Source organism: Flavobacterium sp. FlaQc-47, assembly GCF_044006475.1.
GTDB lineage: Bacteria > Bacteroidota > Bacteroidia > Flavobacteriales > Flavobacteriaceae > Flavobacterium.
The window spans coordinates 520,820-538,820 of sequence record NZ_JBIPCQ010000004.1 but is presented as its reverse complement, the minus strand read 5'-3'; the positions used below and the strand labels follow the sequence as shown (position 1 = coordinate 538,820).

General features: G+C 32.0%; 11 protein-coding genes. 6 read left to right on the top strand and 5 right to left on the bottom strand.

Annotated features, from left to right (window positions below):
* Window positions 1-177: 177 nt before the first annotated feature.
* Window positions 178-1,974 carry a translational GTPase TypA gene (gene typA, locus ACHRVX_RS15575; protein ID WP_213304733.1) on the top strand — a complete coding sequence of 599 codons (1,797 nt, stop codon included), beginning with the start codon at window positions 178-180 and terminating at the stop codon, window positions 1,972-1,974.
* Window positions 1,975-2,162: 188 nt separating this feature from the next.
* On the opposite strand, the gene ACHRVX_RS15570 is transcribed toward typA, so the two are convergent.
* Genes ACHRVX_RS15570 through ACHRVX_RS15560 form a run of 3 tightly spaced genes read right to left on the bottom strand, consistent with a single transcriptional unit; the run spans window position 2,163 to window position 6,281 of the window.
* Window positions 2,163-4,478 (bottom strand): choice-of-anchor L domain-containing protein, encoded by a 2,316-nt coding sequence (locus ACHRVX_RS15570; protein WP_395333806.1) that lies wholly within the window; start codon window positions 4,476-4,478, stop codon window positions 2,163-2,165.
* A 51-nt stretch (window positions 4,479-4,529) separates the two neighbouring features.
* A complete protein-coding gene (locus tag ACHRVX_RS15565) occupies window positions 4,530-5,366 on the bottom strand; it encodes an ABC transporter permease (RefSeq protein WP_395333804.1) in 837 nt (278 codons plus the stop codon).
* 3 nt (window positions 5,367-5,369) lie between these two features.
* Window positions 5,370-6,281, bottom strand: a complete 912-nt coding sequence (locus ACHRVX_RS15560) for an ABC transporter ATP-binding protein (protein WP_395333802.1) — start codon at window positions 6,279-6,281, stop codon at window positions 5,370-5,372.
* Between the two features lie 94 nt (window positions 6,282-6,375).
* On the opposite strand from ACHRVX_RS15560, the gene ACHRVX_RS15555 reads away from it, so the two are divergent.
* Both ACHRVX_RS15555 and ACHRVX_RS15550 read left to right on the top strand, forming a co-directional pair.
* Window positions 6,376-7,428 carry a hypothetical protein gene (locus tag ACHRVX_RS15555; RefSeq protein WP_395333800.1) on the top strand — a complete coding sequence of 351 codons (1,053 nt, stop codon included), beginning with the start codon at window positions 6,376-6,378 and terminating at the stop codon, window positions 7,426-7,428.
* Window positions 7,429-7,521: 93 nt separating this feature from the next.
* Entirely contained in the window at window positions 7,522-8,379 is an 858-nt protein-coding gene (locus ACHRVX_RS15550; RefSeq protein ID WP_395333798.1) for a hypothetical protein, read from the top strand.
* 238 nt (window positions 8,380-8,617) lie between these two features.
* Here ACHRVX_RS15550 and ACHRVX_RS15545 read toward each other — a convergent pair whose 3' ends face one another.
* Window positions 8,618-12,352, bottom strand: coding sequence for a metallophosphoesterase (locus tag ACHRVX_RS15545; protein WP_395333796.1), 3,735 nt, complete (start codon window positions 12,350-12,352; stop codon window positions 8,618-8,620).
* 26 nt (window positions 12,353-12,378) lie between these two features.
* On the opposite strand from ACHRVX_RS15545, the gene ACHRVX_RS15540 reads away from it, so the two are divergent.
* Complete coding sequence (locus ACHRVX_RS15540; RefSeq protein WP_395333794.1) at window positions 12,379-13,557, top strand: Pycsar system effector family protein; 1,179 nt, start codon at window positions 12,379-12,381, stop codon at window positions 13,555-13,557.
* 181 nt (window positions 13,558-13,738) lie between these two features.
* On the opposite strand, the gene ACHRVX_RS15535 is transcribed toward ACHRVX_RS15540, so the two are convergent.
* Complete coding sequence (locus ACHRVX_RS15535; RefSeq protein ID WP_395333792.1) at window positions 13,739-16,108, bottom strand: GAF domain-containing protein; 2,370 nt, start codon at window positions 16,106-16,108, stop codon at window positions 13,739-13,741.
* 226 nt (window positions 16,109-16,334) lie between these two features.
* On the opposite strand from ACHRVX_RS15535, the gene ACHRVX_RS15530 reads away from it, so the two are divergent.
* Both ACHRVX_RS15530 and ACHRVX_RS15525 read left to right on the top strand, forming a co-directional pair.
* Window positions 16,335-17,087, top strand: coding sequence for a glucose 1-dehydrogenase (locus ACHRVX_RS15530; RefSeq protein ID WP_395333790.1), 753 nt, complete (start codon window positions 16,335-16,337; stop codon window positions 17,085-17,087).
* 266 nt (window positions 17,088-17,353) lie between these two features.
* The gene (locus ACHRVX_RS15525) at window positions 17,354-17,935 is read left to right on the top strand and encodes a TetR/AcrR family transcriptional regulator (RefSeq protein WP_395333788.1); all 582 of its coding nucleotides are present in this window, start codon (window positions 17,354-17,356) and stop codon (window positions 17,933-17,935) included.
* Window positions 17,936-18,001: the final 66 nt, after the last annotated feature.

Below are 18,001 nucleotides of genomic sequence, written 5' to 3'. Positions count from 1 at the left end.
ACTTTTCATTACTCAAATATAGTTAAATTAACTATAACTAAACAACAAGCAAAGTTCAATTTAGGGTTAAAATTTACGTTGTTTTAACGAACTAATTACTTGTATATACGCAAACTATCGCAGAAACGTTTTTTATATCAAAATAAAGTGTACCTTTGCACCCATTAAAAATCTCAGATGGAATCTATTAGAAACATTGCAATTATTGCCCACGTCGATCACGGTAAAACCACTTTGGTTGATAAAATTATGTATCACTGTCAATTATTTCGTGACAACGAAAACACAGGTGATTTAATTCTTGATAATAACGATTTAGAGCGTGAGAGAGGTATTACTATTACTTCAAAAAACGTATCAGTTCAATATAAAGGAACAAAAATCAATATTATCGATACTCCTGGTCACGCCGATTTTGGAGGAGAAGTAGAACGTGTATTAAACATGGCCGATGGTGTATGTTTGCTAGTCGATGCTTTTGAAGGTCCAATGCCTCAAACGCGTTTTGTATTGCAAAAAGCGATTGACCTTGGTTTAAAACCTTGTGTAGTTATCAACAAAGTTGATAAAGAAAACTGTACTCCTGAAGAAGTTCATGAGAAAGTTTTTGACTTAATGTTTGAATTAGGTGCTTCTGAAGAACAATTGGATTTTCCAACTGTTTACGGTTCTGCTAAAAACAACTGGATGTCTGATCATTGGGAAAACGTAACTGATAATGTTGAAGCATTATTGGATATGGTAATCAAAAATGTACCAGCTCCTAAAGTATCTGAAGGAACGCCACAAATGTTAATTACATCTTTGGATTTCTCTGCTTTTACAGGTCGTATCGCTATCGGTCGTCTTGAAAGAGGTGTGTTGAATGAAGGAATGCCAATTTCTTTGGTAAAAAGAGATGGTAAAGTAATAAAATCACGTATCAAAGAATTACATACTTTTGAAGGTTTAGGCCGTAAAAAAGTACAACAAGTAATTGCCGGAGATATTTGTGCAATTATTGGAGTTGAAGGTTTTGAAATTGGAGATACAATCGCTGATTCTGAAAATCCTGAAGCTTTGCAAACAATTGCTATTGATGAGCCTACAATGAGTATGTTGTTTACAATTAACGATTCACCTTTCTTTGGTAAAGAAGGTAAATTTGTAACATCTCGTCATATTAGAGAAAGATTGACAAAAGAATTAGAGAAAAACTTAGCTATGAAGTTAGGTGAAACTGATTCTGCTGATAAATTCATGGTTTTTGGTCGTGGTGTACTTCACTTATCTGTTCTTATTGAAACAATGAGAAGAGAAGGTTATGAGTTACAAATTGGTCAGCCACAAGTTATCATCAAAGAAATTGATGGTAAAAAATGTGAGCCAATTGAGGAATTAACAATCGATTTACCAGAAAATCTTTCAGGAAGAGCAGTTGAATTCGTTACATTACGTAAAGGAGAAATGCTTTCTATGGAAACTAAAGGAGAACGTATGATTGTGAAATTTAATATTCCATCACGTGGAATTATTGGATTGCGTAATCAATTACTTACTGCAACAGCAGGTGAAGCTATTATGGCACACCGTTTTATAGGATATGAGCCATACAAAGGAGAAATTTCCGGACGTAATAAAGGTTCATTGATTTCTATGGAAAAAGGAAAAGCTATTCCTTATTCTATCGATAAATTACAAGATCGTGGTAAGTTTTTTGTTGAACCAAATGCTGAAATTTACGAAGGACAGGTTATTGGAGAAAACTCTCGTGCTGATGATATGTGTGTAAACGTAACTAAAGAGAAAAAACAATCTAACGTTCGTTCTTCTGGAAATGATGAAAAAGCAAGGATTATTCCTCCAATTATTTTCTCTCTTGAAGAAGCTTTAGAGTATATTCAAAAAGATGAATATGTAGAGGTTACACCAAAATCTATTCGTTTGAGAAAAATCTATTTGACAGAAACTGATAGAAAAAGATTTAAATTCTAAGAATTTAAATTTCAATATAGAAATCCCAAATTCCAATCAAGGAGTTTGGGATTTTTTTTTGACTTAAAATTATTGAGATTTGAAATTTAAAAATTGTAATTTCTTAGTGTTTTTTAGACTAAATGACTTTTTTGAAATTACAATCAAAGAGTTTGGGATTTGTAATTTAAAATTGGAATTTCTTTAGTTTATCTTTTTAGACTAAAATGACCTTTAATCGTTCTGCCATCTGTAAATTCTAAAGTAAACCAATAATCATCTGCAGGTAATTGTTGATTATTAAAAAGACCATTCCATCCATCGCTATTCTGGTTCATTTGTTTGAGTAGTTTACCATAACGATCAAAAATAAAGATTCGGTAATCCGGAAGCTGATCTATGTTTGTAATGACCCATAAATCATTATATCCATCTCCGTTTGGAGTAAAAAACCTTGGATAATCTAAAACATACAGAAGATAGGAATTAGACAATCCACAACCATTTTTATCTCTTGCAATAGCATTATAAATTCCTGGTTTTACATTATTAAATAAAGGATCTTCCTGAAAGATAGTTCCGTCTAATGAAAATTCATAATTTCCAACTCCTGTATATTTGATCAAAACCGAATTATCAACTCCGGAAAAATCTTTAATAGTTGTATCTGTTATTGATGCTGGTTCAGATAAATTTACTTTAAACTTCTTGGTTTTTTCACAACCGTTTGTATCTGTTACAACTACTGAATAGTCACCTGATGTATTTATTATTATAGAATTATCAGTACTTCCTGTATTCCATAAATAACTCGCAAAACCTGTCTCAACGCTCACTGTTATTTCTTCTCCTTTGCATAAATATTTTGTTTCCTCCTGAAAATTAGGTGGATCAAAAGTATTTACAATAAGTGTAACCGGAGTTATATCAAAACAATCTGCTCCGTTTGTAGCTTTCGCATAAATAACTTGGCTGAATGCAGTTATGTTTTTAAAAATATTTGGTATTGGATTTGAGTCAGTCAAAGCATCATTAGGGTTTAAATAATAGTTGAATACTAATCCGGTTGGTAAGCCTGCTGAAATTTGCGGAGTTACTTCTGAACTTAGATTAAACTGATATAAACCATCTTGTTTTTCATCTGCATCACAAGTCGCAATTGGATTTTGATCAGGAATTGTTGAATTTGAAACTTTTAATGTTACTTCAACTATTGTAAAACAGCCATATTGGTTTTCCAGCCTGGCATAAACAATTTGATCGGGAACTTTATTATTATATTTTTCAGGATTTACAATAGGATTTGCTTTTGTCTGGGCATCCGTAAGGGACTCATAATAACCTTTATTTAAAATAGACGAAACATTGTTTTTGATGATATTATCAACTTTGGTTAAGTTAAAAATCGTAATTCCGTCTGTATCATCATCACACTGCAATAAACTGGTTTTGGTTGACATTATTTCCGGTGCATATTCAATCTTTATTTGACCTGTAGATACGCAAGTTGTGCCGGTTAAAGTAGCTTCTACTTTATAATTACCTGTTGCAGTAACATTTAAAATGGAGCCAGTTTCTGATGTAATTGCTGAAAAATTATTAGATGCATCTGCTTTGAACCATTTAAAAGTATATTTGGTATTGTCTAATTGAGTGTCTAAAGGTGTGGCTACGCCAAAACATGCAGGATTGTTATTTGCAATGGTTTTATCTGTTCCAAAATTTATTGTCGAAGCAAAACTTCCTGCTTCGATAAATACAGCAGAATTGTATTGTCCCGTTGCATCATCTGCAATGACCAATTTTAAATGGTATGTTTTATTAGGAACAACTGTAGTCTGAGCATTCATAACTACAGTTTGTCCGGCATAATTTATTGGACTATTTGTCGTATTATAACCATTAAAAAATTCTTCATTTATTTCAGGACAACCTTCAAAAGTTTGCCCTTGTGAAGTTACAGTGCTTATTATTGAATGAACTGTTGTAGAAGAAACCGGAGTTGTGGTATTAGGTAAAACAGCCAGATTCTTATATTCTTCTGATGTTCCTGCTTCCTTTATTAAAAAAGCAAATCCATCAGAATATTTGCAGGGAAAGTAAGTCTGATATTCATTAGACGCAAAAATATAGTTGAAACTAATGGAGTTAGTCAAGGCAATAAAATCGAATTCTAAAACTGTTGACTGTGTACTTCCCGGTGTGTTTAAAGCTTTTTCTAAATCAGAATCACCTTTCCAGTTTTTATTCGTCTGTCCTTCAGAATTTGATTGATCAAAAGGTCCGGCAGCGTTTCGACTGGGAGAAGTGCTTAATATAATTCCTCCAGGAAATGGAAAACTGCTGGTCGCTGAGCTAAAATAAGCATAACTGTTTCCGCTGCTTGTGGGATTTCCGGATGCATTAACAGTCCCAATATCTATACAAGAACTGTTTATCAATATATTCTTTACTAATTCCTCAGGCGTTTTCGAGGCATCTACAGTAATGTTTTGCGCATTAATCTTCACAGATAAACAGCACATAAACAAGAAAAATAAAAAACTTTTAAAATAATTCATAGCCTGACAAATATACTATAAATCTCGATTTTTTAATAGTTTGTAAGAAAAGTATATGAATAAAAATGTCCATACCAAAACGATAAGAATCGAAACATAATGCACGCTATAATCTTTAATGTTTTCTACGCCCATTGATGATCCAATACTTTTTATAACTGATAATCGTGTAATAGGTTCAACTATTAAATTTGACATTGCTTCCAGAGGAAAAAATTGTGTAATATAGTTACCAATATTGCTGTTTGGAAAAATTTGAAAGACTAATAGTCCTTTTAAAATGCCTTCAAAAATGCTCCAGACCAAAAGAAATCCTAATGCAAATGCAGAACGTTTGACTAAAATTCCTAAAAACAAACAGAACGAAAAGAAAGCCGTAAGTTTCACAAAAAATGCCAGAAGATAATCTAAATCCATAAATACAACATCCAATTCTGTATAGGACGAAAAGCTAAATCCGAGAATTAAACTCATTACAAAAACAAAAATGGTGGAGATTAAAGCAAATAATACGACCGTTAGAAATTTAGACAATATAAATTCCTGTTTGCTTAAACCATCAATTAAATTTTGTTTTAATGTACCATAGCTATATTCGTTTGCCATCATGGAAACAATAACAATAGCGAGGAAAAATTTCAGTAAAGCCGCAACATAAGTGTTAAAATGCCATATATACGGAAAATTAAAAATTCCCATTTCGGCAAAATGAAATTTAAAAGGACCAATATCAAATTTTATGGAGGCAATTAATGCAATAAAGGAAAGTAAAATGAAATAAGTTAAAGTAAGGACACGACTGGCTTTGTTTTTCCAGATTTTTTGTAATTCTATAGAGATAAGTCTGTTCATGGTTTAGTTGTTTTGGATAGTGGCGTTTTTTGTTAATTCTAAAAATTGAGCTTCTAAACTGTTTTTGCGTTTTACCAGATGGCTCAGAGCAATATTTTTAGAAAATAAAAACTGATTTAATTCTGAAGCTGATAAATCTGATTTTAAGTAAACTAAAATTTTTCCATCTTCATCGGTGATTTTGTCAATTGCTGAATGTGTTGCTAAAACACTTTTTAGTGCAACATTATCATCTGACATAACTTCAAAAAAACCTTCATTTGCTGACATTGTATCTACTGCTCCTGAATAAAGAATTTCTCCTTTTCGTAAAACAATTACATGTGAACAAACTTTTTCAACTTCGTCTAATAAATGCGATGCCAGTAAAATTGTAGTTCCCTGAGAGGCAATTTTTTTGATAATATCACGAATCTGGTGAATTCCCTGCGGATCTAAACCATTTGTAGGTTCATCTAAAATCAATATTTCAGGATCGTTTAAAAGTGCTGATGCAATGGCTAAACGCTGTTTCATTCCTAACGAAAAAGTGCTGAATTTGCTGTCTTTTCTTTCCGTTAAACCCACTAAATCAAGTTTTTCGTTGATTTTAGAGTAATCGATGCTTTTTATTTTACAGACTAATTTCAAGTTTTCTTCGGCAGTCATGTAAGGATAAAAGTTAGGTCTTTCGATAATGGCGCCTACTTTTTTCAAAGCTTCGTGAGTTTGAACTTTACCTCCAAACCAGCTGTAATTTCCTGATGTACGGTTTACAACATTCAGTACAATCCCTAAAGTGGTTGATTTTCCGCTTCCGTTTGGGCCTAAAATCCCGTAAACGCGGCCTTTTTGTATTTCAAAAGAAACATTTTTCAAGGCTTGAATTCGCCCGTATCTTTTGTGAAGATTCTCAATAGTTAGTATGGTTTCCAAATTATTTAGGTTTTAGTTTTAAGTATGACGATTCAACTTCGATATTGTTACGCTAAATTTTATTTAATGTAAATTTGTAATAAAGATATTCAAAATGAGCGAACCTTTAATGGTTTTAAAAAAACCGTCATACCCTTTAACGCAATCTCTTTTAAATTATTTAGAACGATACGAACGTATTTCGAAAGTATCTGTATTCTACGATGATTTATTACGGTTTTCAGGTTCTGTAAATGTGTATGATAAAAACGAAACCGATACTTTATGGATTCGGGTTTATTATAGTGAATTTGAAAGAAATGAAATTGATTTAAATCTGAAAAAAATATATTCACTTTTGCATTCTGATGGAAACAGCGAGATTATTCAGTTCTTAAATGTCGATGCAATCGATTATTGTACTTTTGGAAACTCAAAACCTTTCAGAATAAAAGTCCGAAATATTCTCAATGATAATTATGTCCATTTTTACATCAAAAAAGCAGATGCTTCCAGAATTTACGGACTGGAATTAGAAGATATTCTATCGCCGGATAAAATCAATTTTCTGGTTTATAAAGACACTTTAATCGAAGAACATATTATTGGGATTCCGGGCGATGTTTTTATGGATACATTACTGGATAAATGTACCGAAATGGAAAAATCGCAAATCGCAAAAGAGTTTGTAAAGTTTAATGAACGTTGTATGATCAGGCTTTTAGGCGATATGAGAGCTTACAATTATGTGATAGTTCCCATTCATGATTTTGATCAGGTGGTTTATAAAATTCGCCCAATTGATTTTGACCAGCAATGTTACGAGGGGAATTTTAAAGTATATCGTCCACAGTTTTTTAAAGAGAATTATCCAATGATTAAATTGATTAAGGATAAACTGGAAGACCGATCAATAATTCAGTATAAAGATGAAGAAAGAGCAATTTTGGCAAAACGCATTCACTCTGCAGAAAACAGAGTCAAAAAATTATTGAATATCATGTGTCACGATACTATTTCGACCGATGAACATTTGAATCAGCTAAAAATGGAATTGTACCGTTATACCAATGATATGAAATTTAAAAACGCCATATCAATGGGACATATTATGTTTGCTGCGTTTGAATTTATCACACGCAATTTTAAAAATACTAATTTGATTTAAAATCGTTTACCATATAAGTTATATAAGTTCATTTAAAAGCAATTTCTTAAATTATCTTAATTATAACTTATATGGTTTAAAAAATATATACTTATGAAAAAGTTTTTTTTACTTGGAGTTTCCATTGCTTTATTAGCTTGTCAACAGCAATCAGATAATGATTTGAAAACACTTTATTCACTGCCGAAAAAATTAAAAGAAGTTTCGGGAATTACTTATTTCCCTGAAAACAATTTGATTTATACATTAGAAGACAGTGGGAATAAAAATGCCATTTACGCCATAAATTCAAATGGTAAAATAGCCAAAACAATTACAATTTCAAATGCAACAAATGTTGACTGGGAAGATATTACAAAAGATAAAAGCGGTAATCTGTATATTGGAGATTTTGGGAATAATGATAACGAACGTAAAGATTTGTGTATTTACAAAGTCAATAAAAATCAACTGAATAAGGATTTGGCTGTAGCCGAATATAAAGTTTCATTTTCCTATCCGGAACAAACAGAATTTCCTCCTAAGAAAAAAGAATTATTTTATGATGTTGAAGGTTTTTTTGAACACGGAAATTATTTTTATCTTTTTACAAAAAACCGAAGCAAAGGATTTGACGGAACAGCTTTTATCTACAAGATATTAAATGCTCCGGGAACTCAGAAAGCTACTAAAATAGGTGAATTTAAAACCTGTGATAATTACAATCATTGCGTTTTAACAAGTGCTACAATTAGTCCTGACGGAAAAAAAGTAGTTTTATTAAGTCACGATAAAATTGTTTTATTTAAAGGCTATAAAGGTGATTTATTTCATAAAGGAACTCAAACCGAAATAAAACTAAACCACTTTTCACAAAAAGAAGCGATAGTTTTCAAAGACAATAACACGTTATTAATTGCCGATGAAAAGACAAATAAAGTAGGAGGGAACGTTTATGAGTTTAAGCTTTGATATAAGTTGCTGAGATTCTGAGTTGCTAAGTTTCTAGGCTTAAAAGTAAAAATTGAACTCAAAAACGAATCAGGAATAAAAAAGTTTGCCACGAATTTCACCAATTTTCCACGAATATATATTCGTGGAAAATTGGTGAAATTCGTGGCAAAAAACCTTGTTATTTTGATCCTTTGTAACTTTGAGCCTAATACTAAAAACTTAGAACCTTAGCAACTCAGAACCTCAGAACCTTTCCTTAAAAACTATATGCCGCTCCAAAAATAACTCTTCCTTCTTCGTCAGGAGATTTGAAATAAGAGATTCTTGCTGTTAAAACATTAATCGCATTCAGCCAAAGTCCGCCCCCATAATCCTGATGCCATTTTTTTGAACTTTCGCCATCAAGCCATATTCTTCCGTAATCAAAACCACCCAAAACTCCGTAAGTCAAAGGCGCAATAGTTTTTCTGATTTTACCAAGGCTCAATCGCAAATCACTACTTTGAGAGAAATACGAACTTCCTAAAAAGCGTTCGTTTCTATAACCGCGTAAATCAGTATCTCCGCCTAAAGTGGCACCTTGATAAAACTCATAATTATTATTTAAAATAGCTTTTCCTTTAAAAAGAGTAGCCAAAACTAGTTTGCCATTGTGATCAATTTTATGAGTAAAGCCTAATAAACTTTCAATAGTTGGAAAGTTTTTCTTCGTATCATCCAAATTTGTCATCCACGCAGCCGAAACCATAAAAGCAATTCCTAAAGTAGGTTTTGCAGCAAAATCAGCATTTTTGAATGCATATTTAATTTTTGCTCCTCCATAAACCTGACTGTCAAAAACGTTTGGATTTATAATATTTGGAGTGTCAATAAATCTGTTTTCAGTTTCTTCAACCCTCATTTGCTGTAACATTGGCTGAATAGTAAATTCGCTTCCGTATCGTCCGACGTGCCTGATCGCTCCGGAAAGATTAAATTTCTGAATTCGAACGCGATTAAAATCCATTCCTAAATCATCAGAATTATTTACAGATTCATTTCCGTATCCAAAATAATTTATGGCAAAATTAGGCGTCGTATATTGTGATTCAACATCAATAACCCATTTACCCAGTAATCCCGGAAAATGTGCCACATAATTAAACTCTAAACCACCGGTTGCAAAGTAATAAAAAGCGTTTAGAACGTGTCTTTGCGTGTAAGGATTCTGCTTGAAATTGTTAACCGTATAATTTAAATTAATACCCACTTTTACACCATCGTCAGGATTAAATCCAATGTTAGGCAATCCTGAAACAACATTATATTTAGGTTTTTCATAATTGTATAAATTCACATCATAATCATCCGTTAATTGCGTCTGAGTTTTAGAATCCAAATTATAAGTGTTTTCTTTTGATTTAAAGTCATAGACAATAACTCGTTTTCCGTTTTCAATATTATACGTATCATTGTTTTGACCACCAATCAAACGAATTTTTATTTTTGATTTTGCATTTCCCGTTACCTGAAAAATATCATTATCATCCAGTCCATAAATCCATAGATTACTGGTTTTGGCATCTGTTACATTTTTAGTGTAAACTAATTCATCACCTTCTTTTTTAACTCGGTAAACCTGAATTTCGATGCTTTTTTTAGCATTATGATTAATAACAAATTTGTCTTTTTTATCAGTTCCGGCAAGCATAACCGTATGGCTCAAAACATCAAAATAGTCCGAAGCATATTTTTGAAGATCTTTCTTTCTGTTTTTTAATTTTTGTCTGATATCAGCAATCGTTGCATCCTGAACTTCTTTTGGTAAATTTTTAAAAGCATTGTCAATATCATTATCAGATAAGTTTTCCTGTATATATTTTGCCTGAGCAAGCCAGTCTTTTTCATCAGCGGTTCTTAAAAAAGCAAGATCCATTGGATAAGGTTCTCTGTTAAGCCATTTTACATTGTCAATTTTATTTTTGAAAGTTCGCATATGACGCAACGCAGGAATATTCATTAAAATAGAAAGTAAAGTTCCGTCGTATTTAGCAAAAGCCTGATCACGGTCACGAGGAATAGGCTTGTAAGTAACTTTACCATCTTTTTTATATTCTGCCCAACGCCATTGATCGCTGTGTCTGTCCCAATCGCCAATAAGCATATCAAACAAACGCGCTTTTATATATTCATTTTCATCCACAGAATACTTTTCATCCTTATGAAGATTCGACATCATATCTTCGGTACTGATAATATTAGACGGATTTCCAAAATTTTTACCGTCTAAATGATTGTCTGCCGGTCTTTCTTCCACCATATATAATTCATCTCCAAAATTCGAATTAAATTCTCTCAAACCATTTTGTTTTGGGATGTAATATAAAATCGGATTTGTATGTGCTAATCCTATTTTGTCTGCCATAGTACCAATTGCAAAGGGAGTATAAGGATGCGAAGTTGTGTAAAAATCTAATAAGAAATTCTCTGCATACGTATCTTCAAAATCATTTACAACATATTGATCCTTAAAAGCAACTGACTGTAAAAATACTGTAGCACTTTTTTTCAAGGCGCGCAATACATATTCACGACCTTTAGGATCAGACATTCTCAAAGAAACCGATTGATGTCCTCCACCTTCGCGAATAGGTTTTAAACCGCCCATTAAAGTGTCTAAAGTTGCTGTGCGGGCTTCAATGGGTAAACTATAATATTTTCTATAGTGATTACCAAATAAAAATTTATGAAACAAACTTTTTTGGGTCATTTTTGCAGAATAGATCGAAGTCGTAACTGTTTTAGGAAACTTATTATCAACTCCTTCAGCCCAGTTAATTTCTTTGGCTTTTATGATCTCATGCTCAAAAAGAAGTTTCTCTTTGTTGTTTTCATTCCCAAAGAAGGCAACCTTTGCATCCCCGCTTTTAAATAAAGTCAGGGTTGCATAACCATTTCCTCCATAGGAGAATTCAGTTGGATTGATTGCCCTTGCAGCTTCAGATTTTGATCCCGCACCACTAATAATTTGCTTAATATTTTCCTTATTAACGTATTGTAAATTGTGATCGTGTCCGGAAACTACAATTACATTTTTTTGTTTTTGTAAAAGTGTCTTAATTCTTTTTGCATAAATAGTGTATTGCTTGTTCTGGACATCTTGCGGACTTGCGCCGGATGTTTTTCGCAATAAATTAATAAACGAACCAATTATTGGTAACGGTATTTTTTTCTCTAAAGGAAATAATTGTTTCTCTAACGAAAATTGTCCGCCATGCGTGCCGTTACTCATCAAAGGATGATGAATAGCGATCACAACTGTTTTTTCCTGATTTTTATTTAAAAGATTTTCCAGTTCATCAAAAAAATCTTCTCTTGTTTTAATGTCGCAATTATCATTGATTGTGGGGTGATTGTCCCAATCTTCCAGGAACCATTCGCTATCAATTGTAATTAAAGTGGCGGTACTGTCAATTTTTACATCTTCGATTGCACAACTTTTTCTTGGTAAAAATGATTTTTTATCATTCAGATATTTCGTAACAAAATCTGCCTGGCGTTCCAGACCTTTAATCCCATTATACCAATCATGATTTCCGGGAATCATAATTGTTTTTCCCTTAAAACCTTTAGTAAGTTTTAATTGATTAGTAAGTTTTGTTTCGGCTAAAGCCTTTTCTGAAGCATTGTCATCACTAGGAAAACCCTTAGGATAAATATTATCGCCTAAAAATAATAATGTGGCTTTTTTATTCGATTTCTTCAGCTTTTGGTGTAATAGTTCCAGCGTTTGCTGCGCTTGTTCTTCATCAGCATTTCCTGCATCACCAACTAAGTAAATAGTGTGTGCAATTTTTATAGTATCAGTTGCGTTTTCCGTTTCGTTAGCACTAACATTTTTCCCATATTGCGCTTTATGCGTCGCACAGGAATAGAGCAGTGACAGAACAACTATTACTAAAGAATAGTTTTTAATTTTAGTAATAAAATGATTATCCAAAAACAATTTCATAATTTAGTGGTATAAAATAAATCTCCATGAATTTAATAGAGCAATCCGAAGATTTCGTCAGTAATTTACTCAAAGATAAACTTTCTAATTTATATTCTTATCATAATTTTAACCATACTTTAACGGTAGTAAATGCGGTAAAAGAGCTCTGTAAAAAAGAAGATGTTAAAGGCGATGATAAAGAAATTTTGTTAGTCGCGGCGTGGTTTCACGATACGGGTTATATAGTAGGATATGAAAATCATGAAGCAGAAAGTGTGAAAATCGCTACTGCTTTTTTGAAAGAAAAAGAACAGTCTGATAAATTTATCTCAATTGTTTCCAGTTTGATAATGGCGACCATAAAAGAGTATATTCCGAAAACACATTTAGAGAAAATAATCAAAGATGCTGATTTTGCACACCTTGTGGGAACTGAATATGAAACTACTTGTGAATTATTGCGAATTGAATTGAAAAATACATGGAATTTAGATTTTTCTAATGCAGAATGGGCAAAAGAAAATCTGAATTTTTTAATGAATAAACATCGCTTTTATACCAATCACGCACTGAAAAAATGGCAGCCCTTAAAAGAGAAAAACCTGCTGATGGTGCAAAAGAAAATTGAGAAGCAGAAAAAAAAGGAAGCTGATAAGCTTGAAGCTGAAATTAAAAAGAAAGAAAAAATCGAAAAACCGGATCGTGGTGTTGACACTCTATTTCGTGTAACTTTAGGAAATCATACTCGCTTAAGCGGAATTGCTGATAGTAAAGCGAATATTTTATTATCTGTAAATGCGATTATTATCTCCATTGCACTTTCATCAATTATCCCGAAATTAGACAGTCCGAAAAATGCGCATTTAGTAATTCCAACCTTTATAATGTTGATATCTAGCGTTATCACTATAATTTTCGCCATTCTTTCAACAAGACCCAAAGTAACTACGGGAGTTTTTACCAGAGAAGATATTGAGAATAAAAAGATTAACTTATTATTTTTTGGAAATTTCTATAAAATGCCACTGGAAGAATACGATTGGGCGATGAATGAAATGATGAAAGATCGCGATTATTTATATTCTACAATGATCAAAGATTTATATTATCTGGGATTGGTTCTACAGCGCAAATACAACTTATTGCGAATTGCATATAACTTTTTTATGATAGGAATCATTATTACAGTAATCGCGTTTGTAATTGCTTTTAAATCAATATAATTCTAATTTTTAACACATAGAGAAAAGTTTTGATGTAAAAGAATTGTACAAAGAGAAGTTTCTTAAAAATAGCTATGTGCGGTTAGATAAGTGAAACACCTTTTTTAAGTTTAAAAAGCTATGGTTCTATTTTTTAAATTATTTTATAAGATATGATTCCTATAAATAAGCTCAACTAAAATTAGTTGAGCTCATCTAATAAATCCTGATAAGTAATTTTTTGCGCTACAGAAATGGCGTTATTATTAATGACTTTTACGCGAATTGCTCTCAAACCGGAAACTCCCTGAAGATCTTCAACCTCAAATTGTTCAATTGAAGGTTCGAGGATTTTTTTGTGCTGTAAATACTTGATGTATTTTAAATATTCAGCTTCTTCACTGTTTTGAGAATATACAATCGTGATTTTCTCTTTCTCTGTAATTCTGTCTTTTGTGCCTTTTATATTCGATTTATCGATACGTTTTTTTACCACTTCATATCTTGCATTGTATGTTCCGTCAACGTCAAAACGTTTCTCATCCATTCTAAAACGGATTGAAAGCGGAGCACTGAAAACTAAAATAAGCGAAGTGACATCTAACTCATAAGGCAATGATTCCTTTAGCTGATGATGTTCCAGTTCCATTTCGCACAACGTTTGCAATTGCCACAAACGCAAATTATGCAAATACATAATATCAAAAGGTTTTGTTGGCGAAATAGAAGCTCCAATATACAAATTGTGTTCAACGCCATCTGTTTTAAAACGCTCATAATAATGAGGATAGATTTGTTGCGCTTCAATTTGTTTTTTGTCTAAAACAGTTGCTAACCTTTTATTGATAATGGACATTGCGTTATCAAATTTCTTTCGTTCCTGATAAAATAAACCGCTTTTTTCATCGAGACTTTCAAAATACAAACGCTCCAGTTTTTGACTTTTTGCCGTTTCTTTCGTGTTCTTCAATAAAGGGTGAATTTCTTCCTCAATATAACGCTGAATGTGTTGTTCTGTATCTGCTTTTAGAGGAAAATCTAATTCATTGCGAAACGATTCCAATTCAAATTTTCGTTGTTCCAGCAATACAAGATTCGTATTAGGATCCTGAGATTCAAATATTTGTAAAATAGCCGTTAATTGATTTTTAAGATCTTTTTTAACCGTTTCATTTCTGTGTTCAGAGGAACCTTTGATATCGATTTGTCCGTATAACGGATATACATTTTTAAACACAATTTCCTTAAAAATATAATCCTTAGTATGATTGATATTCTGGAAGTAATTTTGGGATTCTTTTTTAAATTTCCAGTAAACACTTGGATGAATCGTCGTATATTCACGCTGAATGATCGCCTCAATTTGATGCTGCATATCTGTATTATAACGATCTACAGTGTCTGTTAAATAGGGGAGAACCAATTCAAGTTTAGTCGCATTCACAGTATTTAAATCCCTTGCTTTTGAAGAAACTAATTCAACAACGCCCAATAAATGACCGTCTTTTATAACCGGTGCAAAAATACAGCTGTGAATATTTTGTTTCAGTAAATGCTGACCAAGCCTTTTGTTGGTTGAATGTTCAGTGAATTTTTCAACATTTGAAATAACAAAAGGTTCTTTATTATCCAGTAAATTTTCAAAAGAACATCCAAAAAAAGCATTCTTACATTCCACTTCCTGATCTGTTGAAAGTAAAAAGCTTTGTATTTTATTATCAAATTTAATGGGTCTTATAAATTTTTCCTCTTCCTGATTATAAATAATGAAACCAACTTTTAAATCCTGTATCATGAATATAGATCTAAAAATATTCGTTAACGCTTCATCAGATGTTGCCGTTTGCGCATCAGGTTTTAGCAAATTACTTTTCAAATTAGAAATAGCACTTTCTGTCGTTGCATCAAATAAAGAAACAATTCCAAAACCTTTTAACGACCAGCTTCCCGGAGGAAATTTAGATTTCCATAAAGCAAGATCATTGTAATTATCCATCAATACATCAATATCATCCTGTGTAAGCTGTACAGAATTTTCTGTTGGAGTAATTTCCATAAAATCAGCATTGTACATAATGCGATAATGTTTTTCAACACCCTCTTCATCAGGAATATCATAAAAGAATGGTTTACTGAAAGCAAACTTTTGCTTGTAGTAACTGCTTAAAATTAAGCAGCAATTATTGACATAGAATTGATGATCATCAAAATTTCTAATTTCCATGTAAAATTCATCCCCGGCATTTTTAAGAATTTTCTTAAAACGTTCGGTATAATTGAATGATATATTCTGAAAAGGAATTGTAACCGCTTTTACTTCATTATTAGTCAAAGCAGTAGGGAATAAGTCTGCCAGTATATTCTTGATTAATCCTTCATTTTTTTTAATGATACTGTAATCCGTAATTCCCGTCCTTAATTGTGGTATGGATTCTATTTCTTTTAAAATAGCTTTAGCATAATTGGAACGGTAATCTACATTTGATAAAGCAATTTCTTCAAATGATTCGATTAGTTTATGAAACGAGATTATTGTAGTGAAGGGACTTTCGTAGTCTACAAGATTATCCATCTTAGTTTATTTTAGAATGCAAAATTAAGCAAATATTAAGAATGTTGGTCATTTTATTATTTCTTTCGTTTATGGTTCGATAGATTTTATCCTCTGGATATCAATGTTTTTAGCGTTGCTTTTTATTTTAACGAAATATTAACTTTAATTATAACGGAACGATCGTTCCGTTATAATATCTTTGTGCTGTAATAATTGAATAATCAATAATTTAAAACAAATAAAAATGAAAAATTTAGAAAACAAAGTAGCTATTATAACGGGTGGAAATAGCGGAATAGGGTATGCGACTGCTGCTGAATTTGTAGCAAAGGGCGCAAAAGTAATTATAACAGGAAGAAACAAAGAATCTTTGGCTAAAGCCGAAGCAGAATTGAATGTTACCGGAATCGTATCAGATCAATCTGATTTAAAATCTATTGATAGTTTAGTAGAACAAGTAAAATCTCAATTTGGCAAAGTAGATATCTTGTTTTTGAATGCAGGAATTGCAGCTTTTGCTCCGGTAGATTCAGCTTCAGAGGAACATTATGACAGCATTATGAATGTAAATGTAAAAGGCGTGTATTTTACTGTTCAAAAAGTATTGCCCATTTTAAATGATGGCGGATCTATTATTTTCAATACTTCAATCAATGCTCACGTTGGTATGCCAAACTCTAGTGTTTATGCATCAAGCAAAGCTGCTGTATTATCTTTAAATAAAGTTTTTGCTACAGAATTAGCTCCAAGAAAAATCAGAGTAAATGCAGTTTCTCCTGGTCCTGTTGAAACTCCGTTGTATGGAAAGTTAGGTTTAGAGAAAGAAGAAGTTGAAGGTTTTGGAACTATTTTAGGTGAGAAAATTTTATTGAAACGTTTCGGACAAGCTTCAGAAATTGCAAAAACAGTTAGTTTCCTTGCTTCAGATGACGCTTCATTTATTACAGGTTCTGAAATCGTTGTGGATGGCGGACTTATTGTTAATGCAGTAGTTTAATTTTTTTTTTACTTTAATTCGGGAACGATTGTTCCGTATTTTTGTATCTTTGTAAAGTAATTTAATCTATCGGGTATAATAATAAAACTAAATTGAACACATAGAAACATAGATTTTATAATTAAAAGGGAATCCAAAAAAGAAACATATTTCTTTTCACATAGTTACCTTTGTGTATTTTAAATAAGTGAATTTTTTAGATACAAAACCTATGTTTCTATGTGTTAAAAATTACTCCCAAACGGATTAATTTAATTTCATATATCATGGCAAGAACAAAAGAATTTAATGAAGATAAGGCTTTAGATAAAGCCATCGAAATTTTTTGGCACAAAGGTTACAACGGAACTTCGGCTCAGGATTTAGTGACGCATTTAGGTTTAAGCCGTTCCAGTTTGTATGATACTTTTGGTGACAAACAAAAATTGTTTTCGCAATCTTTACAGCGTTATCAAAAAAATGCACAAAATCAGATTGTTGAACTTTTCGATCAATCGGATAATATAAAAGAAACGCTGCGGGATATTTTTAAACAAGCAGTTATTGAGAGTTTAGAAGACAGCATTACCAAAGGCTGTTTTATGGTCAATTCTTCTGTTGAACTTGCTATGCATGATGAAGAAATTGCAAAAATTGTAAAAGATAACAGCCGTATAATGGAAGAAGTTTTTACAAAAGCCGTTCAAAAAGGGCAGGATTCAGGTCAGATCTCTAAGAATTTAGATGCGAGAACTTTGGCGAGATTTATTTTTAATAATTATTCCGGAATCCGCGTACTGGCTCGTGCGGGTGAAAGAGACAAACAAGTTTACGATGATATTGTAAAAGCTCTATTCTCAATATTATAAAAGTTAAAGGGCTTTAATAAAAACGGCAATTACAGATAAATGTAGTTGTCGTTTTTTGTTTACAGT